The organism is Leptospira weilii serovar Ranarum str. ICFT, from assembly GCF_000332415.1.
In the GTDB taxonomy this organism is placed as follows: Bacteria; Spirochaetota; Leptospiria; order Leptospirales; family Leptospiraceae; genus Leptospira; species Leptospira weilii_A.
Map to the genome: position 1 here is coordinate 1 of NZ_AOHC02000007.1, position 18,749 is coordinate 18,749.

13 protein-coding genes and 1 pseudogene are annotated in these 18,749 nt (G+C 42.8%); 8 read left to right on the forward strand and 6 right to left on the reverse strand.

Going from position 1 to position 18,749, the window contains the following annotated elements; all coding sequences use genetic code 11:
• Both LEP1GSC060_RS00500 and LEP1GSC060_RS00505 read left to right on the forward strand, forming a co-directional pair.
• Positions 1-461: pseudogene (locus LEP1GSC060_RS00500) on the forward strand (transposase); the annotation flags it as partial.
• 160 nt (positions 462-621) lie between these two features.
• On the forward strand, positions 622-2,082 hold the full coding sequence (locus tag LEP1GSC060_RS00505; RefSeq protein ID WP_002993714.1) for a glycerate kinase type-2 family protein: 1,461 nt from the start codon (positions 622-624) through the stop codon (positions 2,080-2,082).
• 261 nt (positions 2,083-2,343) lie between these two features.
• On the opposite strand, the gene LEP1GSC060_RS00510 is transcribed toward LEP1GSC060_RS00505, so the two are convergent.
• On the reverse strand, positions 2,344-3,336 hold the full coding sequence (locus tag LEP1GSC060_RS00510) for a GGDEF domain-containing response regulator (RefSeq protein ID WP_002993705.1): 993 nt from the start codon (positions 3,334-3,336) through the stop codon (positions 2,344-2,346).
• 130 nt (positions 3,337-3,466) lie between these two features.
• Between LEP1GSC060_RS00510 and LEP1GSC060_RS00515 the strand changes: the two genes are divergently transcribed.
• From LEP1GSC060_RS00515 to LEP1GSC060_RS00525, 3 genes are all read left to right on the forward strand, one after another.
• A complete protein-coding gene (locus tag LEP1GSC060_RS00515) occupies positions 3,467-3,871 on the forward strand; it encodes a hypothetical protein (protein WP_002993737.1) in 405 nt (134 codons plus the stop codon).
• A 66-nt stretch (positions 3,872-3,937) separates the two neighbouring features.
• Positions 3,938-4,393, forward strand: a complete 456-nt coding sequence (locus LEP1GSC060_RS00520) for a four-helix bundle copper-binding protein (protein WP_002993732.1) — start codon at positions 3,938-3,940, stop codon at positions 4,391-4,393.
• 13 nt (positions 4,394-4,406) lie between these two features.
• Entirely contained in the window at positions 4,407-4,847 is a 441-nt protein-coding gene (locus tag LEP1GSC060_RS00525; protein WP_002993735.1) for an LIC13259 family plasminogen/vitronectin/complement-binding protein, read from the forward strand.
• A gap of 21 nt (positions 4,848-4,868) precedes the next feature.
• On the opposite strand, the gene LEP1GSC060_RS00530 is transcribed toward LEP1GSC060_RS00525, so the two are convergent.
• The 3 genes from LEP1GSC060_RS00530 to LEP1GSC060_RS00540 form a co-directional block, all read right to left on the reverse strand.
• Positions 4,869-6,299, reverse strand: a complete 1,431-nt coding sequence (locus tag LEP1GSC060_RS00530; RefSeq protein ID WP_002993746.1) for a sensor histidine kinase — start codon at positions 6,297-6,299, stop codon at positions 4,869-4,871.
• 22 nt (positions 6,300-6,321) lie between these two features.
• Positions 6,322-7,365 carry a sensor histidine kinase gene (locus LEP1GSC060_RS00535; protein ID WP_002993694.1) on the reverse strand — a complete coding sequence of 348 codons (1,044 nt, stop codon included), beginning with the start codon at positions 7,363-7,365 and terminating at the stop codon, positions 6,322-6,324.
• 660 nt (positions 7,366-8,025) lie between these two features.
• Positions 8,026-8,484 carry a peptidylprolyl isomerase gene (locus tag LEP1GSC060_RS00540; RefSeq protein ID WP_002993689.1) on the reverse strand — a complete coding sequence of 153 codons (459 nt, stop codon included), beginning with the start codon at positions 8,482-8,484 and terminating at the stop codon, positions 8,026-8,028.
• 192 nt (positions 8,485-8,676) lie between these two features.
• Between LEP1GSC060_RS00540 and LEP1GSC060_RS00545 the strand changes: the two genes are divergently transcribed.
• From LEP1GSC060_RS00545 to LEP1GSC060_RS00555, 3 genes are read left to right on the forward strand one after another with little or no spacing between them, the layout of a single operon-like run.
• A complete protein-coding gene (locus tag LEP1GSC060_RS00545) occupies positions 8,677-11,763 on the forward strand; it encodes an adenylate/guanylate cyclase domain-containing protein (RefSeq protein ID WP_002993728.1) in 3,087 nt (1,028 codons plus the stop codon).
• Positions 11,747-13,864 carry a FecR family protein gene (locus tag LEP1GSC060_RS00550; RefSeq protein WP_002993653.1) on the forward strand — a complete coding sequence of 706 codons (2,118 nt, stop codon included), beginning with the start codon at positions 11,747-11,749 and terminating at the stop codon, positions 13,862-13,864. The genes LEP1GSC060_RS00545 and LEP1GSC060_RS00550 overlap by 17 nt, the downstream gene beginning before the upstream one ends.
• A complete protein-coding gene (locus LEP1GSC060_RS00555; protein ID WP_002993763.1) occupies positions 13,854-14,990 on the forward strand; it encodes an LIC11435 family protein in 1,137 nt (378 codons plus the stop codon). Before LEP1GSC060_RS00550 ends, LEP1GSC060_RS00555 begins: the two co-directional genes overlap by 11 nt.
• A 126-nt stretch (positions 14,991-15,116) precedes the next feature.
• On the opposite strand, the gene LEP1GSC060_RS00560 is transcribed toward LEP1GSC060_RS00555, so the two are convergent.
• Together LEP1GSC060_RS00560 and LEP1GSC060_RS00565 are read right to left on the reverse strand one after the other, a co-directional pair.
• Complete coding sequence (locus LEP1GSC060_RS00560) at positions 15,117-16,979, reverse strand: ABC-F family ATP-binding cassette domain-containing protein (RefSeq protein ID WP_002993720.1); 1,863 nt, start codon at positions 16,977-16,979, stop codon at positions 15,117-15,119.
• Between the two features lie 50 nt (positions 16,980-17,029).
• Positions 17,030-18,442: a sensor histidine kinase gene (locus LEP1GSC060_RS00565; protein WP_002993664.1), complete on the reverse strand. Its 1,413-nt coding sequence runs from the start codon at positions 18,440-18,442 to the stop codon at positions 17,030-17,032.
• Positions 18,443-18,749 lie beyond the last annotated feature (307 nt).

Sequence of the window (18,749 nt, forward strand, 5' to 3'; positions counted from 1 at the left end):
AGATATTAAAGGCGCTCTGAAAATCAATCAGGTCTACGTTCAAACGATCATGTCCATGCCTGGTATCGGGACACCTAGTATTCTGACACCTAGGATGTTACATGGGGGACTGCAAAAGATTCTCTTCCGGTAAACAAGCCGCCTACTACGCTGGTTTAGTTCCCAGAGTTGACATCTCAGGAGATACGGTTCGATATGGTAGAATTGTTTCCCGCGGTTGTCATTCGATCCGAAGAGTGATTGTTCAAGCAGCCTGGAGTCTGGTCCGTTGTCAGCATGGCGGTAAGATTAAAGAGTTCTACGAAAGGTTATATGCTAAAAAGGAAGCAAAGAAATCGATCATTGCTACTTCACGTAAAATGATCGAAGTTCTTTTTTCTATGATTCGAACAGGGCAACTCTTCGACTCTATGCCCGAAAATGTTCTGAATCGGAAATTAGCTCAATATGGTCTTATGTAAAAAAAATAGCGGAGGGGCTTGACACAAGGAACATAGGAGGAAGCGAGATAGCCAACGAGCAGCAGAGCGTTGCGAGTGGCTCTTTGCGAAAGCAAAGAAAGAGAGCGACCCATCATAAAAACGTTTCTTTTTTTAAGATTATAATCTTCTTTGGAATCCGATGCCACAGCTCTCCTTTTTACAAAACGAGAATATAGATTTCCATTCTCCTGAATCGATTTTATTTCATCTAGGGAGAATCGCAATTCGAAGTTCTTTGCCCGCAGCGGCCGTTCGTAAGTTTCTTTTGGAACAAAAACTTTCCGGGAGAATCCTTCTCCTTTCCATCGGAAAAGCCGCGGAAGAAATGGGAAGCGCCGCTTACGAAATCGTACAATCCCGGATTTTCGGAGGAATGATTCTCACCAAATACGGACACAGTTCCGGAAAGAAATTTCCGCCCTTGGAAATCTTAGAAGCTGGTCATCCTATCCCCGATACAAACAGTATCTTAGGGGGAATGAAAATTTTCGAACTCTGCTCGCGTTTAGAACCCGAAGATACCGTTTTGATTCTTCTTTCGGGAGGAGGTTCCGCATTGATGGAAGTTCCGGCTGCCGGTTTGGATCTGGAAGATTTGATCGTATGGAATTCCAAACTCCTCGCGAGCGGCGCCGACATTCGGGACGTCAACACGATCCGAATCCTTTTGTCGGAGATCAAAGGCGGCGGTTTACTTTCAAAAATTCTTCCTTCCCGATCGATCACTTTGATTCTCTCGGACGTAATCGGAGACGATCTTTCCAAAGTAGCCTCGGGACCTACGATTCCGGCCACAATCGATAAGGATACAATTTTTAGAATATTCAAACAGTATGATTTACTTCCGAATCCAAAAATCGAAACCGTTCTGAGAGAAAAAACGGAACTCGCCGCAAAATCCGTAAAACCGGATATCAAAACCGTATTATTAGACCAATCTCAATCCGCAAAACACGGGATAGATTCCGTCCCACAAGATCAAACGCAACCCGTTAAACCTCCCAAACACGAGGCGGACTTCGGCTCTCAAGAAAAAATCGATCGAACGAAAAATTCCGTCAAAATCGATCCCGAAAGAAACGCGGTTTATTGTATCGGAAACATTACATTGGCTCTGGAATCCGTTGAAAAAGAATGCAAAAATTTGAATATTCCGGTTTTGTTTTTGACTTCTTCCTTAAATTGCGAGGCAAAGGAAGCCGGTTTCTTTTTGGGATCAATCGCAAAGGAAAAAATCAGAACAACGAAGTCTCCCCTTCTCATTTTATGCGGCGGAGAAACGACGGTGACACACGACGGTTCCGGAAAGGGCGGCAGAAACCAGGAACTCTCACTCGCCTTCGCCAAACAAATCTCGGGTTGTAAAGGAATTACGTTATTCTCCCTTGCGACGGACGGAAGCGACGGGCCGACCGACGCGGCCGGTGCGATCGTGGACGGAACCACTTGGGGAAAAATTTCAGAAACGACCGACGCGGATACGGCCCTCAAAACCCATCGTTCTTACGAAGTTTTAAAACAAGTCGACTCTTTGGTTTTTACCGGACCGACGGGAACGAACGTAAATGATATTCAGTTTTTATGGATTGCTCCGAGTTGACTTTTTACGTTCTTTCGCACAAAAACGTTTTTTTAGGCGGGATCGTTTGTAGGACGCATAAAAATAAGATCTCGTTAAAACGAAATCGCCGTTTTTGAAACCGGCTTTCACTATTTTCGAAAGAGTTTTTAGTGAGTTGTCCCTGAAAAAGTAAGAACCTATTTTTAAAAGTTGCAAAAAAAGGAAATTTGAAAAAGATGCGGGCGAAAAAGAGAAACAGAAAGTTCCGATTTCAATTTTTTTGAAAACGACGAAATTGTTTCAATCTCCCTGAGGATAAAATCGAAGACAATTTCTTCCTTCTTCCTTAGCCAAATAAAGGGCTTTGTCCGCCCTTTCGATCAATTCAGGAATGGAATTTTCCGGACTCGGATTGAGAGTCGCCATACCGATACTGACCGTTACGATCGGAGCGGTTTTCGAAGCGGAGTGAGGAATCGCCAGTCTTTCCAGATTCTCCAAAATATTCCGACTCACTACAACCGCGGTAGACTCGTTCGTATCGGGAAGAATCACCGCAAATTCTTCTCCGCCGTATCTTGCGGCTACGTCACCCGCTCTTCTGGCACAATCCCGGATCGCCGTAGCCACTTGTTTCAGACATTGATCCCCGCCTTGATGCCCATAAGTATCGTTATAAAGTTTAAAATGATCGATGTCCAACATGATTAGCGCAATACCCGCTCCGGTCCTCCAACAACGTTTCCACTCCGTCGCCAAAATTTCGTCGAAGTACCGTCGATTATAAAGTCCCGTAAGAGAATCCGTTCTCGAAATCGCAACGAGATAGGCGTTCACTTCCTGAAGCTGATCGGTCAACTTTTCCAGCTCCTTCTCTCTTTCCTTTCTTCGAGTCATCTCTTCAAAAAGACGAAGAGCGGAACGGACCCTCGCCAAAAGTTCGTTCGCATCAAAGGGTTTTACAACGTAATCGATCGCACCCGAATCAAACGCCTTTTGTAAGACGTTCGATTCTTTCAACGCGGTGATCATGATGACCGGTATATCCTTTAATTCTTCCTTTTCACGGATCAATTCTAGAATTTCAAGTCCGGTAATTCCGGGAAGAAGAATGTCCAATAGAATCAAAGAACATTCTTTTTGAGGAGGATCTTGGCTTTTTAAACTCAACCAACCGATGACTTCGTCCGGAGACTGACTCGTATAAGTATTCTTGTATCCCGACTTTCTCAGGATACCTTGCATCAACATACAATTCTCCTGTGCATCGTCTAAAATAAGAATGGAATTCATCACGGATTTTCTCCTCGGTTTTTCAAAGCGGCGAGCCGACCACAAAACTTTCTTTTATTATCAATGAAATCAAACGATTTTTTAAAAACTTCTTGCCTCATCCCTTGATTTCCGAAGTCTAAGGGACAAGATGAGTCAAAAGACAAAACGTTGCGCGGCTTTTTTAGGTACGATCGGTTTGACCGCGGCTCTTTTTTGTTTTACCGTGATGCTTTCCGGAAATCATTGTCCGGCGTTTGAAGTATACGATCAAACGGCAAAAAGAGACGTTTCTCACTGTCATCAAACAGAAAAGACAAACGATACGGTTTCTACCTGCTCTTCCTGCAACTTACTTTTTTCTCCCGAATCCGTTCATCCTAAAACCCCCGAACTGGAAAGAAATTATTTTTCGATTCTTACCGTTTTTCAGAATACTTTGCATTTCGCGCCTGGAATTCCTTTCTTCCCAAGAAACGCGAAGGATCCGAATCCGAATGGCAACGCTTACAAATTCGTTCTTTTATCCATCTCTTCCGTCAGACTACTGATCTGATTCGACTTCCTTCCCGTTTCATTTCCCATTAAAATCGTTTTAAACTTTAGAATTAAGGAATATTGTATGTTAACTAGAAAAGAATTAATCACTCAATCGGCGGCTCTGCTCGCATTGGCATCCACGGGCTCGCTTTTAGCGAAAGGACCCGAGCCTAAATCTTCGAAAAAACCCGAGAAAAACACTTCTCAAAGAGTGGATCGAAAAATCCTCGATGCTGCGTCCAAATGCGCCTTAAACGCGGAGATTTGTGTCGCACACTGCGATGAAAATCTTTCCTCGGGGGATACGATGCTCGCGGACTGTCTAAAAACGTCAAAAGATACGTTGGCTCTCTGCAAAGCTTTTGTAAGTCTGGGATCTTCCAATTCCCCTTATGCCAAAGAAGTCGCGGCGACTTGTATCAAGGCTTGCGAGGTCTGCGAAAAGGAATGTAGAATTCATGAATCCCACCATGAAATCTGCAAAAACTGTGCGGACAGTTGTAAAGAGTGTATCGTCGAACTGAAAAAAGTCGTTTAAACGGAAAAGTCAAATGAAACAGAAAATGATAATATTCGCTTTTTTTGGTTTGGTTCTAACCGGTTTTTTGGAGGCAAAGTCGATAAAATCGATTCTTCCCACAAGACCTAAGATTTTGTCCGAATTGAATCGGATCCATCAATCTTTTTTAAACGGAAAAGAAACGGTTGTAGAACCGTTGATCGCTTCCTTACAACAGGAAACGGCCCGCGACCCTTCCCTTGCACCCGCTCTAAAAGCGGCTGAGAAACTCAAAAACGCAGCCGATGAAAAAGCTAAGCTGGAAGCCTACGCGGAACTTTCGGAAACCTTAACGGAGTATATTCAAAAAGACGAATCTACCGGGTTTCACGTTTTTTACTGCCCGATGGTAAAAAAGAAATGGATCGCTTCCGGAGATAAGGTACAAAATCCGTACGACCCTTCCATGAAGGGTTGTGGAAAAAAAATATAAGAACCTAGTTCGTAGCGGATTTCACTTTTGTTCCGGGAACCGGACTTCGAACCTGGTTCCCGGATTTAAAACCTCCAATTTCAACTTTCCTTGGATTTGTTTGGTCAGAATGGTGACAAGCTGCAATCCAAGAGTATCGTGACTCATATTCGCAAATTTTTTCGGAATTCCTTTCCCATTGTCTTCGATCGTTACGATCACGGTCCCCGATTCGCAGCGAGCAAGGATGCGTAACGTGCCTTTGTTTCCGTTCGGAAACGCGTGTTTGATCGCGTTTGTAACGAGTTCGCATATGATAAGGCCGAGTGAAATTGCAGTATTCATACTTAAGATTAAACCTCGGGCTTCGACCGAATGTTTGATCCTTCGACCCACTCCGTATAAATTCCAAAGATTTTCCAAAAGCATGTTGAGGTAACTATGGAAATCCACATGCGAAAGGTCGCCGGACTTATAAAGTTCGTTATGAACCAAAGACATGGAAAACACTCTGCTTTCCGTATCCTTTAGCAAACCGTAAAGTTCCTTTGCGGTGAGATCTCTGGACATCGCGTTGTCCGCTTGCAGATTCAAAAGAGAAACCATAATCTGCATATTGTTTTTAACCCTATGATGAATTTCCTGAATCAAAGTGTCCTTTTCCGCCAACGTAGCCAGAATGGATTCCCGATTACGAACCATTTCGGTAACGTCGGTGACAACCGCCAAATCCAGAACCTGATTTCGATAACGGAACTTGTAGATCGTGGTGTCCGCGATCAATTCTTCCCCTTGCCTTTTTTTGTGGATAAACGAGGACGCGCGGTTGACTCCGAACGTGAAGGAAATAATTTCTTGTTTTACTTTTTCAAAATCGGACGGCTCGAAAATTTGCAAAATCGACTTTCCGATCAAATCTTTCTCATTGTATCCGTATTTTTCCAGAACGGCCCGGTTCACTTCCAAAATCTCTAAAGAATCGTGTTCGAATAAAAAAGCGGGATGAGGATTGTATTGGAAAAACAAACGATATCTTTCCTCGTTTTCCTGTTCGAAAACGTTTTTCTTTTCGAGTTCCAAGGCGAGACGGTTTCTTTCATAAGCGAAAACGAGAGAACGGCTCAAGGAATAAGAATCGAACTTGCCTTTATAAACGTAATCCTGCGCTCCGATCTGAAGGGCGTTCACCGTAATCTCTTTGTCTTCCGCGCCGCTACAAATGATTACCGGAATCTGAGGGAATTTACTTTTGATTTCGGATAACGCATCCAAACCGGCACGATCGGGAAGTGAAAGATCCAACATCACCAAATCGGGTCTTTCGTTGGAGATGATATTTAATCCCGCCGAAAAATCCGCGCTACGACTTACCCGAAAGGAAGGACTCTGAGATTCACCCAGATACTCCTGAATCAATCTGTAGTCCGCGTTCGAATCTTCGATCAGAAGGACTGAAAAAGTATCTTTAAACATAGGAAGGAAACTCTCTATTTATCTATAATTGTTCTAATTTAAACTCACGAGGAAAACGAACGATCACTCCGAAACCGGAAGTCCGATCTGTTTCTATTTCCAGACTTCCTCCGTGAAGTTCCGCGATCCTTTTACAAAAAAACAAACCGGTTCCCGGGCCGGACGATACATTATATTTTTTGAATATATCTATAAAATAATTTTTTTCCGAATGATCGACTCCGATCCCGTTGTCTCTAACGAGGATTAGGTGAAATTTAGATTCTTCAAAATAGGAAACGAAAAGTTTGCAGGCGACGTTTGTGTTTCTGAATTGGATCGAATTTGTAACGAGATTCGAAAAAAGTTCTTTTAAAAGAAAAGGATTTCCTATGATTTTCGGAAAATCCCCTTCGACGTTCACCGTTATCCCGGCCTTTACCAAGTTTTCTTCGAGCGATATAAGACTTTCTTCTAAAATTTCTTTGAGAGAAAGAGTTTTAAAGACGTTCCTTTCCTTTTCGATTCTCAAAAATAAAAGTAAACCGTTGATTCGGTCCCAAAGACGTTCGGCGCCATTTAGGCCGATCCGCAAGAACTCTTTTCCTTTTTCGTTTAACCCGTTCGAATATTTATCGGATAACAATTTCAGGAACTTGGTCTGATTTCGAATCGGTTCTTGCAGCTCGTGATGAATTTTAGAAATAACCGCCGCAATTTCCTTCTCCTTTGTTTTTATATTTAAATCCGAAGACGAATCTGAAATTTCTAAAAAAAGAAGTTCTTTTTCTCCCGAATTTTGTCGGGTTAAAGATCCTTTGAGATCGACTTCTTCTCGCAAAGAATTCAGAAACCGTTCTCGGAACAGAATCGTTTTTTTTAAGGTACAATTTTTGAATTCCTTTAAAAGAGAAGAATTTTGAAACGGAGGTATCTCGCCCAACTCCCGGTTCTTGAGTTCTTCCCAATGAGAGCAAGAACAGAGTTCTACAAAAGAAGAATTGCATATTATAATACGCAAATCCTCGTCCAAAACGCCGACGGGAGTCCTTAAATGAGATAAAACCTGGAATTCGGATTCAGTCATTTCGGATGAAACCTAAAATCCTCGACGTACCGAAACAAAATTTTATGCACGTTCAAAAATTGAATCCTTAATTTATGACAAAATTCATCCAGTGAAATTCCGATTCTCTTCTTTTTTACCTATCGGCGTTAAAAAGTAGATATCTTTATAAAAATGTCAATTCTGGTTTTTACTTTTCCCCTTTTTTTCGAATTTCAGAATATTCTTTTTTTCGAATTTATGTTCCTCTAATTCTTTCCTCTATTCGGGTTTAGGCGCCGGCAAGTCTACGGTTTAAGGGTTAGAGTCAATGAAATAGAATACAGGTTTTAGGACTTTACAAAATGTCCGTATCTGAAGGGGTCCGGATAAACGCAAAAATCTAGGAGTTCCTAGATTTTATGCGGAGAGGAATTGAACTTTCCGAGTTAGAGTCGTTCCGATAGTCAGAGTTTATCCCAAAACTTAAAACAATCACAGAGATTTACGGCCATTCCGATTCTATCGGACGGTCTTGGGACAGACTCTCAAACAGCCGAAACGCCTAACGAAGGATCGGAAACCGACGACGATCGGCGGTAAGACAAGACGACGAAATCAACCGAAACTTTCCGATCCAAGAAAATATCCGCCACCCTTCGTTCGTGCGGATATACTGTGAATGTTTTTTATAAGATTGGTTCATTCGGAAACGAAGATCGTTTCGATGATAACCGTTTTCGTAGGTTTGTCTTGGAAGCCCGTTTCCGTTTCTGAAATCGTCTCTACAATGTCCATCCCGTCCGTAACTTTTCCAAAAACCGCGTGTCGATTGTCCAAGTAAAAATTATCCCGCACGTTGATAAAAAACTGAGATCCGCCCGTATTCGGTCCCGCATTTGCCATGGAAAGTGTGTATTTTTCATTCTTCAGATCTTTATGAAACTCATCTTGGATTTTATAACCGGGTCCGCCCGTTCCGTTTCCGGTGGGACAACCACCCTGAATCATAAAGTTTTTGATGACCCGATGAAACGTAAGACCGTCGTAAAATCCGTCTTTAGCCAATTTGATAAAATTCCCGGCTGTGATCGGAGCCTTTTCCGCATCCAAATAAACCGAAAAATTTCCAAAATTTGTCTTAAATACCGCAATTGGCATGAACACTCACCTCTATTTTAAGAATTTATTTCCATATTCCGATACTATTGAATGACAGAAAGCGATTTCTTGCAAAAAATAAACAAAAACGCTGAATCGAGTTATTATACTATATAAGAGGAAAATCCAAGAGCAAAATAGAATATTCGTTATGGCGAAACTATTTTTTCTGGATAAGAAGAACCTGCAGTCATGTTAGAAATTCATCGTCGTTATCTTCCATTTGGAACGTCAGGAGTTCTCATTTTTATTTCGAGTTCGCAATCGAACTCTCGAATCGATACGTCCGTTCTTTCGGAGGAAATTACCAAAAAAGAAATCGGAACGGTCTGTTTTATCACAAACAATCTTTCGATCGACACCGATACCGTTGATTCCATCGATCCTTCCGTTACCGTTCTTTCAATTCTCATTCCCCCAGGCCCGGAAACGAGCGATTCCGTATACGGAGCTTTTTTAAAGATTCAAAAATTCTTAAAAAGAGGAAATCTTCTTTTTCTAATTGCACCCGATTGCGAAACCAGATTTCCTTTTTTCCTTTCCAAACTTTTGCTCGCCGCTTCCCCTTCTCTGAGCGACTCCGAACTGCAAAATCAAATTTCTCACTTCGGTTATTCCACTGTGGAACAAGCCGCATTTCGAAAGTATCTTGTGAGACAAAAAGAACACACATCGTTTCAGGAAGTTCCTCCGGGAGAATTCTCCGTTTCGGTCCATCTCGTTCGAGAAAACAAACGCAACTCCACTTTGAAATACAAAATTCAGTACGAACCCGGCGTGGAAAATCTTACCCAAATCAAAGCGATTCCTTATTCGGAAGAAGAAAGGAAAAATTTGATTTCTTCCTTTCGATCTACCCCGATTCAAGCAATCGAAATCGATGATTTGGACGAGACTCAAAAGTTGAAAGAGTTTTCGGTTTCTACGGTGCGGTCACAACAAGCCGGAAAAGGAGAAACGCAAACTCCATCCGCTTCGACTCAGAACACTTCGGAACAACCACAAGTCGGCAAGGATGATGTGCAAGCTCCATCCGTTCCAACTCCAAACTCTTCGGAACAACCACAAGTCGGCAACGATGATGTGCAAGCTCCATCCGTTCCAACTCCAAACTCTTCGGAACAACCGCCAGTCGGCAAGGATGATGTGCAAGCTCCATCCGTTCCAACTCCAAACTCTTCGGAACAACCGCCAGTCGGCAAGGATGATGTGCAAACTCCATCCGCTTCGACTCCAAACTCTTCGGAACAACCACAAGTCGAAGAAAGCCCGGTTACTTCCATTCAACCCGTGCAAACGACCGTCCCCGGAGGGCCGGACGCGTCCGCAAAATCAACCTCGTCCGAGATCGGCAAAAAGAACTTAGACGCGGCTAAGAAATCCTCGAAACAAGTCGTAGCTGCGGAAGAGGAAAAAAACGAAAACGTTTCTACCGTAAAGTCCAAATTTCCGCTTCAAATCAAATTGATGGCTGTGATTTCCTTTTTGATGACATTCACGGTCTCCACGATCATTTTCTTTGCTTCTTCCGCATTCAGGGACGATTCCGAAGTCCGAGTTCTGCAAAACAATTTAAATTTAGTGAATATTCTCGGGTTAAAAATCAAAACCGACATCAAGGAAATCCTTTCCAACGGAAAACAAATCGTGGGAGCCTTGATTCAAGGAAAAGAGGGAATTTCATTCGCGGATATTTTCTTTCAGAACGATCCTGATTTTATCTACGCAGGTCTCTACCAAATCGAGGGAAACGCTCCTTTTGCGGTCAATGAGTTCTACAACGATCCGTACTTAAGCGAGCTCAAAGTTTCTCCGAAAGAAATTTCCGATCTCGTGCAGAGTAGACCGGGGTTCATTCAAAAATCCGTTCTCACAGGCGGTAGAATGGAAAATCTAAGCGCGGAGTTTAAGGAACCTATTTTTGCGATCGCCATTCCTTCCTCCGGCTCCAATTCGAAAGTTTTGGTTTTAATCCTTCGTCTGGAAAAATTTCTAAACGCATTCCAAAAACAGGATATTTCCGAAATATTTTTGGTCAACGGAGAAGGAGATCTGATCGCTCATTCGGATCCGAAACTTCTCCAATCGAATACGAATTTTATGAATCTTCCGATCGTGGAATCCATGGTTAAAAGTTCGGAGAACACGAAACAGATCGAATATAAAAACAAGGAAGGACAGGTTTGGTTCGGTTCGTATCAAAAACTGGGTTTCGGCGGGGCCGCCGTTGTCTCGATCGTTCCGGAAGATAAGGCGTTCGAAACGGTTTATAGGATTCAAAGAACGAATCTTTTAATCATGGGAATCGCTCTTTGTTTGGCTCTGATCATCGTCTTCTTTTTCGCAAAAACGATCACCAAACCGGTGTTACACTTGCTACAGGCTACGACGGAAATCGCACGAGGTAATTTTAAAATCAAAATCCGTTCCACTACGAAAGACGAAGTCGGTCTCCTTACTGACTACTTTGTGGAGATGGGTAAAGGTCTCGAAGAAAGAGAAAAGGTAAAGGATGCGCTCGGCAGATTTGTGAACAAGGAAATCGCGGAGATGGTCTTAAAACACGAGCTCACTCTCGGAGGGGAAAGAAAGATGTGCGCGATTTTCTTTTCCGATATCCGCAGCTTCACTTCGATTTCCGAAAAACTGCAACCGGAGGAAGTTGTAGAATTCTTAAACGAATATATGACCGAGATGGTTCATTGTGTCAACGAAACACACGGGATCGTGGACAAGTTCATCGGTGACGCGATTATGGCCACCTGGGGAGCCGCTAAAACATCCGATCAAGACGCCGAAAACTCGGTCAACGGAGCCTTGATGATGAGAGCCGCACTCCTGAAATTCAATCAAGGCAGAGGCGGAGATAAAAAACCGATCATACGAATCGGTTGCGGCTTGAATTATGGTCCCGTGATTGCGGGACAAATCGGTTCCGAACAAAGACTGGAATACACCGTAATCGGCGACGCCGTAAACCTCGCCTCCAGAGTCGAAGCTCTAAACAAACCTTTCGGAACCGACGTCCTGATCACACAAGACCTTTTGGATCACGTTCCGGGTATCTTCAACGTGGAAAAGATGCAATCGATCAAAGTAAAGGGAAAAGAAGAACCGCAGGTGATCTACGCGGTTTTGGGAAGAACGGACGACCCGACCTGCCCCAAAAACGTCGAAGAACTGCGGGCAAAAATCGGAATCGTTTGGGAACCGCCTAAGAAGAGTAAGACGGAAGATTCCGAACCTGGAGAAGAAGTTAAGTATGAGATACTTGACTGAAGGAAAATACGTAGTCACTTTTCTTACGGGACTCATTCTCCTTTTTAGTATATTACTGTACCTTCATGTAACTTCGGGTCATAAAAAAGGCAACAACCCGGAAATCGGAAAGATCATTTTCAAAAATAAAAAGGCGCAGAGAAAATACGATTCCGAAGTTGTCTGGGAAGAAATCGAAACCGAAATGAAAGTCAGAAACAAGGATACGGTCCGTACCGCGGAAGAAGCCGAAGCCGTTTTGGTTCTAAACGACGGAACCGAAATCAAACTCGATCAGAACAGTATGATTTTTCTAGACTTTTCGGATAAGAACCTTTCCATCGACTTCGCATACGGTTCGGTTTCCGCAAACAAAGACAGCGGCACCGAGTTAATGATCAAAAGTGGCGAGACCACCGTTGAAGTCGGAAAGGGAGATCTGAAACTTTCCAAGGCCGAAGACCAGGCTCTCAATCTCGAAGTTTCCAAAGGAAACGCAAAAGTAAAATCCGGAAATCAGGAATCCAATATAACCAACAACCAAGCCATCGAATTGAAAAACGGGAAGTCCGAAATTCGCTCGTTATCGATTTCCCTGAATTCTCCCGCAGAAAGAAAATTCTTTCAAACTTCCACGAATTCCTTTCCCGTATCCTTTAGTTGGAACAAATCCGAAGCCGCAAAAGATTATACATTAGAAATTTCGAATCATCCTAGCTTTTCGAAAAACGTGATCCGAACCAAATCAAACGGGGCTTTTCTGAACAAAACCCTGGAAAAAGGATCGTACTTCTGGAGAGTCACCGCGATCAATCCCGGAACGGGCGCGCCGGAATACAGTGAAACTCGGTCCCTAACCGTATTAGGAGATTTGAAATCGTCTCTTTTCACTCCCGCAAAGTCGGAAGAATTCAAATTCACATCCAATCCTCCGAGTATTGTCTTTCAGTGGACTTCGGTCGATTTTACGAATGTTTATGCGTTCGAACTGGCGCAGGATAAGGATTTCAAGGAAATACTGATCAAACAGGAAATCCAAGGTACTCTTTTTCGTTGGGATAAAACCAAGGAAGGAAAATATTTCGCCAGGGTCACTCCAAGACCGTCCTTGGCCGATTTAAAAACCTCTTCCTCGGAACCGGTTTCGTTTAACGTGAAAAAGTTGGAAAAACCGGAACCTCCCGTTTTGAAAAAACCTTCGGATCAGGAAGAAATCTCCCTTCGTAAATTTTCCAAAGAAGGAAATCTATTCGTTTGGTCCGGTTCCGTAGACTTTGCGGAATACACTCTTGAAATCGCAAACGATTCGGAATTTAAGAATGTAGTATTCAGCAAAAAAACCGGCTCTTCCTCCATAACCTCCTCTCCGATCGCAAACGCGGGCGTTTATTTTTGGAGAATCAAGGCTTCCCCGAAAGAAGGCGATCCGATTTTTTCAACCGGCAGACAATTTAAGGTTCAATCCTTGGAAAATCTGGAACTTTTATTTCCCGCAAACGAACAGGAATTAGGACATCCGGCCAATCATAAATTGACTTTTCGATGGCAGAGACCCGAACCTTCCGGAGTATATAAATTGGAAGTTTCGAAAAACTCGGGATTTTCGGGAGACGTGATTCGGGAGAATTTCCGTTCCTCTTTCGGAACCGTAAATATTCCTTCCGTCGGAGAATACTTCTGGAAGGTTTCCCTTATAGGCTCCAACGGAGAAAATTCATTAACGAGTAAAACTCAAAGTTTCAAAACGTCCGACAGCGCTCCATTTTTGAGCCAGACTAGTCCGGCCGCCGAAGAGAAGGTCGATGTCTCCAATCGAGAAAGTATCGACTTCCGTTGGGAAACCGAAGGAAACACGGAGTCGGTAACCTTGGAAATTTTAGAGATAAAATCCGGAAAAAACAAATCGATTTTAAAGAAAGAGTTCCGGGGAGATTCTTATTCGTTTAAGGATTTTGGAATATTAGAAGAAGGTAAATTTCAGTGGAAAGTTTCCGCCAAATACAGGGACAAAACCGGCGCGCAAAAATTTACGATTCCGGTTTCCAGAAATTTCGAAATTAAGCTGAGCAAAACGATTCGGCCTCCGGAAATTCTTTCACCGAAGGAAATTTATGTGGAATAAAATTCTTTTATCTTTTGTCCTGGTTTCGATTTCTTTTTCCGTTTTCGGGGAAGAGGAAGGTCGTTATTTGGAATGGAAACCGATTCCGGAAGCCGGCGGCTACATGGTGGAAATCAAGGACCCAGGCGGAAGAATCACAAGGGAAAAAACGAAGTCCACCCGTTTTGAAGTCAACCTACCTCCCGGCGTGTACGAACATCGTATCGGTGTAATCAATAAATTCGGAAGGGTCTCCGTGTTCTCCGATTGGATTTCTTTCGAGGTAATTCTTTCTCGAGCTCCAGCTATAAATTCGGATTCCAGCGTAAAACTTTTAAAGGAAAAGTTGGGACCTGTTTTAACCGTTAAGGGAGAGAATTTTACCGAAGCGATGAACGTTACTCTCCTTCTCCCTTCGGGTGAAACGATCAAACCCGAATTCGAATTCATCGATTCGAAAGAAGTCAAAATCAAGGTCGAAAATCTGAATCTTAAAAACGGAAGTTATACACTCTCCCTGGAAAATCCGAGAAACAAAAAAACGGCCAAAAGAGGATTTTTGATCGTCGCCGATTCGGAAGAGGAACTCGCGGAAATTGTTAAACGAAGTGATCAGGACAACCGAAACTTATCTCCCGGATTTCAATGGGGGCCCGCCTTTCAATCCGCTGTTTTACCGGGTTGGGGACAATCCAATCAGGATAAAAAGTACAGACGTTGGATTTTTCCGATTTTGATCGTGGGAGCGATCGCTTATTCCGCGGAACGGTTTTCGGCGTATAACTCCAGCTTGGCGGCTCTGGATCAAAGTAAAAATCTGAATCTTGACCTTTTTTTGCTGAACGATTCGGCTCTGTTTCCTTTTGCAACCTACAATTATTTGCAGGGGCAATCCGATTATTCGAACGCGTCCTCTCTCTACGATCAGTTTAATGTTTCCTTGGAAATTATCGCCGTTCTCTATTTGTTAAATGTGCTCGATGCGGCCTGGCTGGGTTCCAACACTTCGAATTCCGCCGCTTACGAATCGGATCGTAAAATAGTTCCGATCTTCAAAACCAGAAGAATCGAATCGATCCAGGGAGACCGCTCCTCCGGCAATTTTTTTCCAAATTCATTCGAAATCGGAATGAAAATCTTTCTGTAATTTTTATTATGAGTCTGTCCCGAAACCATCCGATTATATCGAACGACTGCAAGACATGCGATTGTTTTAAGTTTTGGAACAAACTCTAAAACTCCGGCGGAATTCATTCGCATAAATTCAATTTATTTAAATTAGATTTTGGAGTTCTTCCCAACGGTCCAACTTCAAAGGTAGAATCGAGTGAATCTCCGTAAGTCTGTTTCCGACGGACGCCAATTCTTCCGGTTTTCCGTTTCCCGATTGAAGAATTCCGGTAAGTTTACGTTCTTCATCTTCCAGCGAGGAGATATCCGTTTCCAGAACTTCCAGTTCCTTTTTTTGATTGAAGTTTAAGCCCTTTTTATTTTTGGAAAAGTCGGGTTTAATTTCGGGTTCCCTTTTTTCCTTCTGTTTGTTTAAATAATTCTTATATTCCAAATATTCGGAATAGTTTCCGGGAAATTTTTCAACGATCCCTTCTCCCTGAAAAATAAAAAGGTAATCCACGGTTCGATCCATAAAGTATCGATCGTGAGAGACTACAAGAACACAACCTCCGAACTCGGTCAAAAACTCCTCCAAAACGGAAAGGGTCCCGATATCCAAATCGTTCGTAGGTTCGTCCAAAATCAAAAAGTTCGGATTGGTCATTAGAATGGAAACGAGATAAAGCCTTCTTTTTTCCCCACCCGATAGATTTTTAATATAACCGGCTTGAAGTCTCGTATCGAAAAGAAAAAGTTCGAGCATGTCGGCCGCGCTCAAAATACGATCGTCGTTCATTTTGACCGAAACGCCGCATTCCTTTTTGATATATTCGATCACTCTCATATCGCCCGAAAGTTCCTTGGAAACCTGATCGAAATAACCGAAACTCGTATTCATTCCGACGCTTACGTCTCCGGAATCCGGTTTTTCCCGGCCCACGATCATATCGAGAAAGGTGGACTTTCCGACTCCGTTCGGGCCCACAATCCCGATCCGTTCCCCGTTTTTAAACACATAAGAAAAATCATATATAATTGATTTTTGATACGATTTACGCAGATTTTTCAGTTCGAGGATTTTTTTCCCGAGTTTTTTGCCGGAAACGGAGAAATCCAAAACGATTTCTTTTCCGGACTTCTTTCGATTTAAAACTTCAAGTGCGCGATCGGTTCTTCCCTTTTGTTTGGTTCCCCTCGCCTTCGGTTGCCTGCGAAGCCATTCCAATTCTTTTTTAAGAAATTGTTTTTCTTTCTGTTCCGTTTTTTCACGGATCGTCTCGGCTTCCGCTTTTTTCTCGAGATAAAATCCGAAATTCCCCGGAAAGGAAAGTAAATTTCCGTTTTCCAATTCGAGAATTCGATCCGTAACCTCTTCCAAAAAGTAACGGTCGTGAGTTACGAGCAGAACGGCTTTTTTGGTTTCGATCAGATAGTCTTGAAGCCAGAGAATCGTATCCACATCCAAATGATTGGTAGGTTCGTCGAGAACGAGGAGATTGGATTCTTCGATTAACACTTGAACCAAGGCGACTTTTTTGAGCATTCCTCCGGACAAAGAACCCATTCGAATCGAAAGATCCGGAAGATCCAATTCTTTCAAAAGAGATCGGAACCATGACTCAAGCTCCCAAGCTCCTAACCGATCCATCTCCATTAGCAAACGATTGTATTCTTCTTCGATACCTACGTCGCCCGAGTCCAAACGTTCACAGGCCGTTTCGTAAGAACGCACCGTTTTCAGGATCGGACCGGAACCGGAAAAGATATGTTCCAAGATGGTATGATCGGAATCATAAGAAGGTGATTGGGACAAAACGGCGATCTGAAGAATTTTATTCCGCATGATTTGTCCGCTATCGGGGACTTCCAAGTCCGCGAGCATTTTCAAAAGAGTCGTTTTACCGGAACCGTTGATTCCAAGAATTCCGATTTTCTCCCCTTCGTTGATTCCGAAACTGATTTGATCGAATAAAACTTTGGAACCGATCTCTTTGGAGATCTTATCTACGGATATTAAGTTCATAGTACGGATACATGCAGAGTCCGGAGTACGACGACTGAGGACAAGTGTTTTTAAGCTTTAAATCGAACTTGAAATTTCGTTCCTCTTTCCTCTCCGGGAGGAAGTAGAAGGAACTTGCCTCTGAGTTGTTTGGAAAGAATTCCCACAAGTTTCAGACCTAAGGATTCCGATTTGTCAAGATCGAATGTTTCAGGCATACCGATCCCGTTGTCGCAAACTTCCAAAACGGATTCCAAAACGTCCAACCTGAGTTTCACGGAAATTTTTCCGCCGTCTTCGTTCGAAAACGCGTACTTCAATGAATTGGTTACGAGTTCGTTGACGATAAGCCCCAATGGAATCGCGGTTTCGATCGAGACAAAATTCGGTTTGGATGAAATTCCGAATTCCACCTTTTTTTCCTTACCGAAAGAATGAAGAAGACTGACCAAAAGAGTGTCGAGATAATCATAAAAATCAATTTTTGTAATATTCTCGGATTGATATAATTCCTTATGAATCAACGCCATGGATTGAATTCTACGCTCGCATTCTTTGAGAATCCGAGAAATTTTTTCGTTTTCGGAATGTTCCGCCTGTATACCCAAAAGACTTGCGACTACCTGAAGATTGTTCTTAACCCTATGATGTATTTCTTTCAACATCACTTCCTTTTCTTCCAGGGTTTTTTTCAGTCTTTCCTCGCCGCGTTTTCTTTCGGTAATGTCCCGAATGATCTGAGTCGCACCGATCAGGTTATGCGAGGAATCCCGAATCGAACTGTAGCTGATTTCGAACACGACGACGTCCTGCACTAAACCGTGCATCGTTCTTTCGGTCGTATATACTTCGCCCCGAAGAGCGCGACTCCAACTTTCGATCACGACACTTCGTTCGATAGGATCGGAAATGAGTTCCGGAAGAAGATTTCCTTCCTCGATTTTTTTACCGTAGAGTTTCCAAAAACTGAGTTCAAAGGAGGAATTAAAAGCGATCACTCGAAAATTGATATCCACCGCGCAGATGGCGTCCCTCGTTCCTTCAATGACTCCGAGGAGTCTCTCCTGTGTGATCTTGAGTTTGGAACGAAGTCTTTCCAATTCAAGCTCGGCGCGTTTTCTAGAATGGATGTTTCTTACGATTACCTGGAAATACCGACGATCGTTTTCATAAAAAACGGTCGCGACCACTTCCACAAATAAAGTAGAACCGTCCTTTCGGATGAATTCCTCTTCAATGGCTTCGACCCCGTCGCCTTCTTGGCTCATTTTTTGAATTCTTTGTTTAACGATCGCTTGAGATCGTTGATGAACGAATTGGAGAACGGGTTTTCCGATCACTTCCTCAATCGAATCGTAACCGAGCATTCGGATCAATGCCTCGTTTACTTTTAAAATCTTACCTTCGGAGTGAATCGCCAAACCGTCCTGGGAAAGATCAAAAAGGAGCTGGCAACGTTTTTCTGTGATTGAGATCGGTTCCATTCTATTTACCGTTTATTCTGAAACTCAAATTTTCCACACACAAAACTTTGGAACTAAAGCCGTCATGGCATCTTAAGGAGCCGGAACGGTAAAGTCAATCAAACCCGATTTATATCCTCGCCCGAATTATCAAAAGAAAAGGATTTTAGTTTCTCTTGAATTCCTAAAAAACGAAGCGTATAAAAAAAGTCCTATCAAGATCGAAATTTTTTATTTTGGTTAGCATTCTACCGAAAAAGAGGAATTTTTTGACCAGCATTTCATCTCTTGAGAATACGATTTGAACCGTTTTTGCTTTTATTTTGCT

Excerpts from the sequence above, each read along its gene's own strand:
- LEP1GSC060_RS00505 (WP_002993714.1), top strand. The coding sequence starts at position 622 with ATGCCACAGCTCTCCTTTTTACAAAACGAGAATATAGATTTCCATTCT.
- LEP1GSC060_RS00510 (WP_002993705.1), bottom strand. The coding sequence starts at position 3,336 with ATGAATTCCATTCTTATTTTAGACGATGCACAGGAGAATTGTATGTTG.
- LEP1GSC060_RS00515 (WP_002993737.1), top strand. The coding sequence starts at position 3,467 with ATGAGTCAAAAGACAAAACGTTGCGCGGCTTTTTTAGGTACGATCGGT.
- LEP1GSC060_RS00520 (WP_002993732.1), top strand. The coding sequence starts at position 3,938 with ATGTTAACTAGAAAAGAATTAATCACTCAATCGGCGGCTCTGCTCGCA.
- LEP1GSC060_RS00525 (WP_002993735.1), top strand. The coding sequence starts at position 4,407 with ATGAAACAGAAAATGATAATATTCGCTTTTTTTGGTTTGGTTCTAACC.
- LEP1GSC060_RS00530 (WP_002993746.1), bottom strand. The coding sequence starts at position 6,299 with ATGTTTAAAGATACTTTTTCAGTCCTTCTGATCGAAGATTCGAACGCG.
- LEP1GSC060_RS00535 (WP_002993694.1), bottom strand. The coding sequence starts at position 7,365 with ATGACTGAATCCGAATTCCAGGTTTTATCTCATTTAAGGACTCCCGTC.
- LEP1GSC060_RS00540 (WP_002993689.1), bottom strand. The coding sequence starts at position 8,484 with ATGCCAATTGCGGTATTTAAGACAAATTTTGGAAATTTTTCGGTTTAT.
- LEP1GSC060_RS00545 (WP_002993728.1), top strand. The coding sequence starts at position 8,677 with ATGTTAGAAATTCATCGTCGTTATCTTCCATTTGGAACGTCAGGAGTT.
- LEP1GSC060_RS00550 (WP_002993653.1), top strand. The coding sequence starts at position 11,747 with ATGAGATACTTGACTGAAGGAAAATACGTAGTCACTTTTCTTACGGGA.
- LEP1GSC060_RS00555 (WP_002993763.1), top strand. The coding sequence starts at position 13,854 with ATGTGGAATAAAATTCTTTTATCTTTTGTCCTGGTTTCGATTTCTTTT.
- LEP1GSC060_RS00560 (WP_002993720.1), bottom strand. The coding sequence starts at position 16,979 with ATGAACTTAATATCCGTAGATAAGATCTCCAAAGAGATCGGTTCCAAA.
- LEP1GSC060_RS00565 (WP_002993664.1), bottom strand. The coding sequence starts at position 18,442 with ATGGAACCGATCTCAATCACAGAAAAACGTTGCCAGCTCCTTTTTGAT.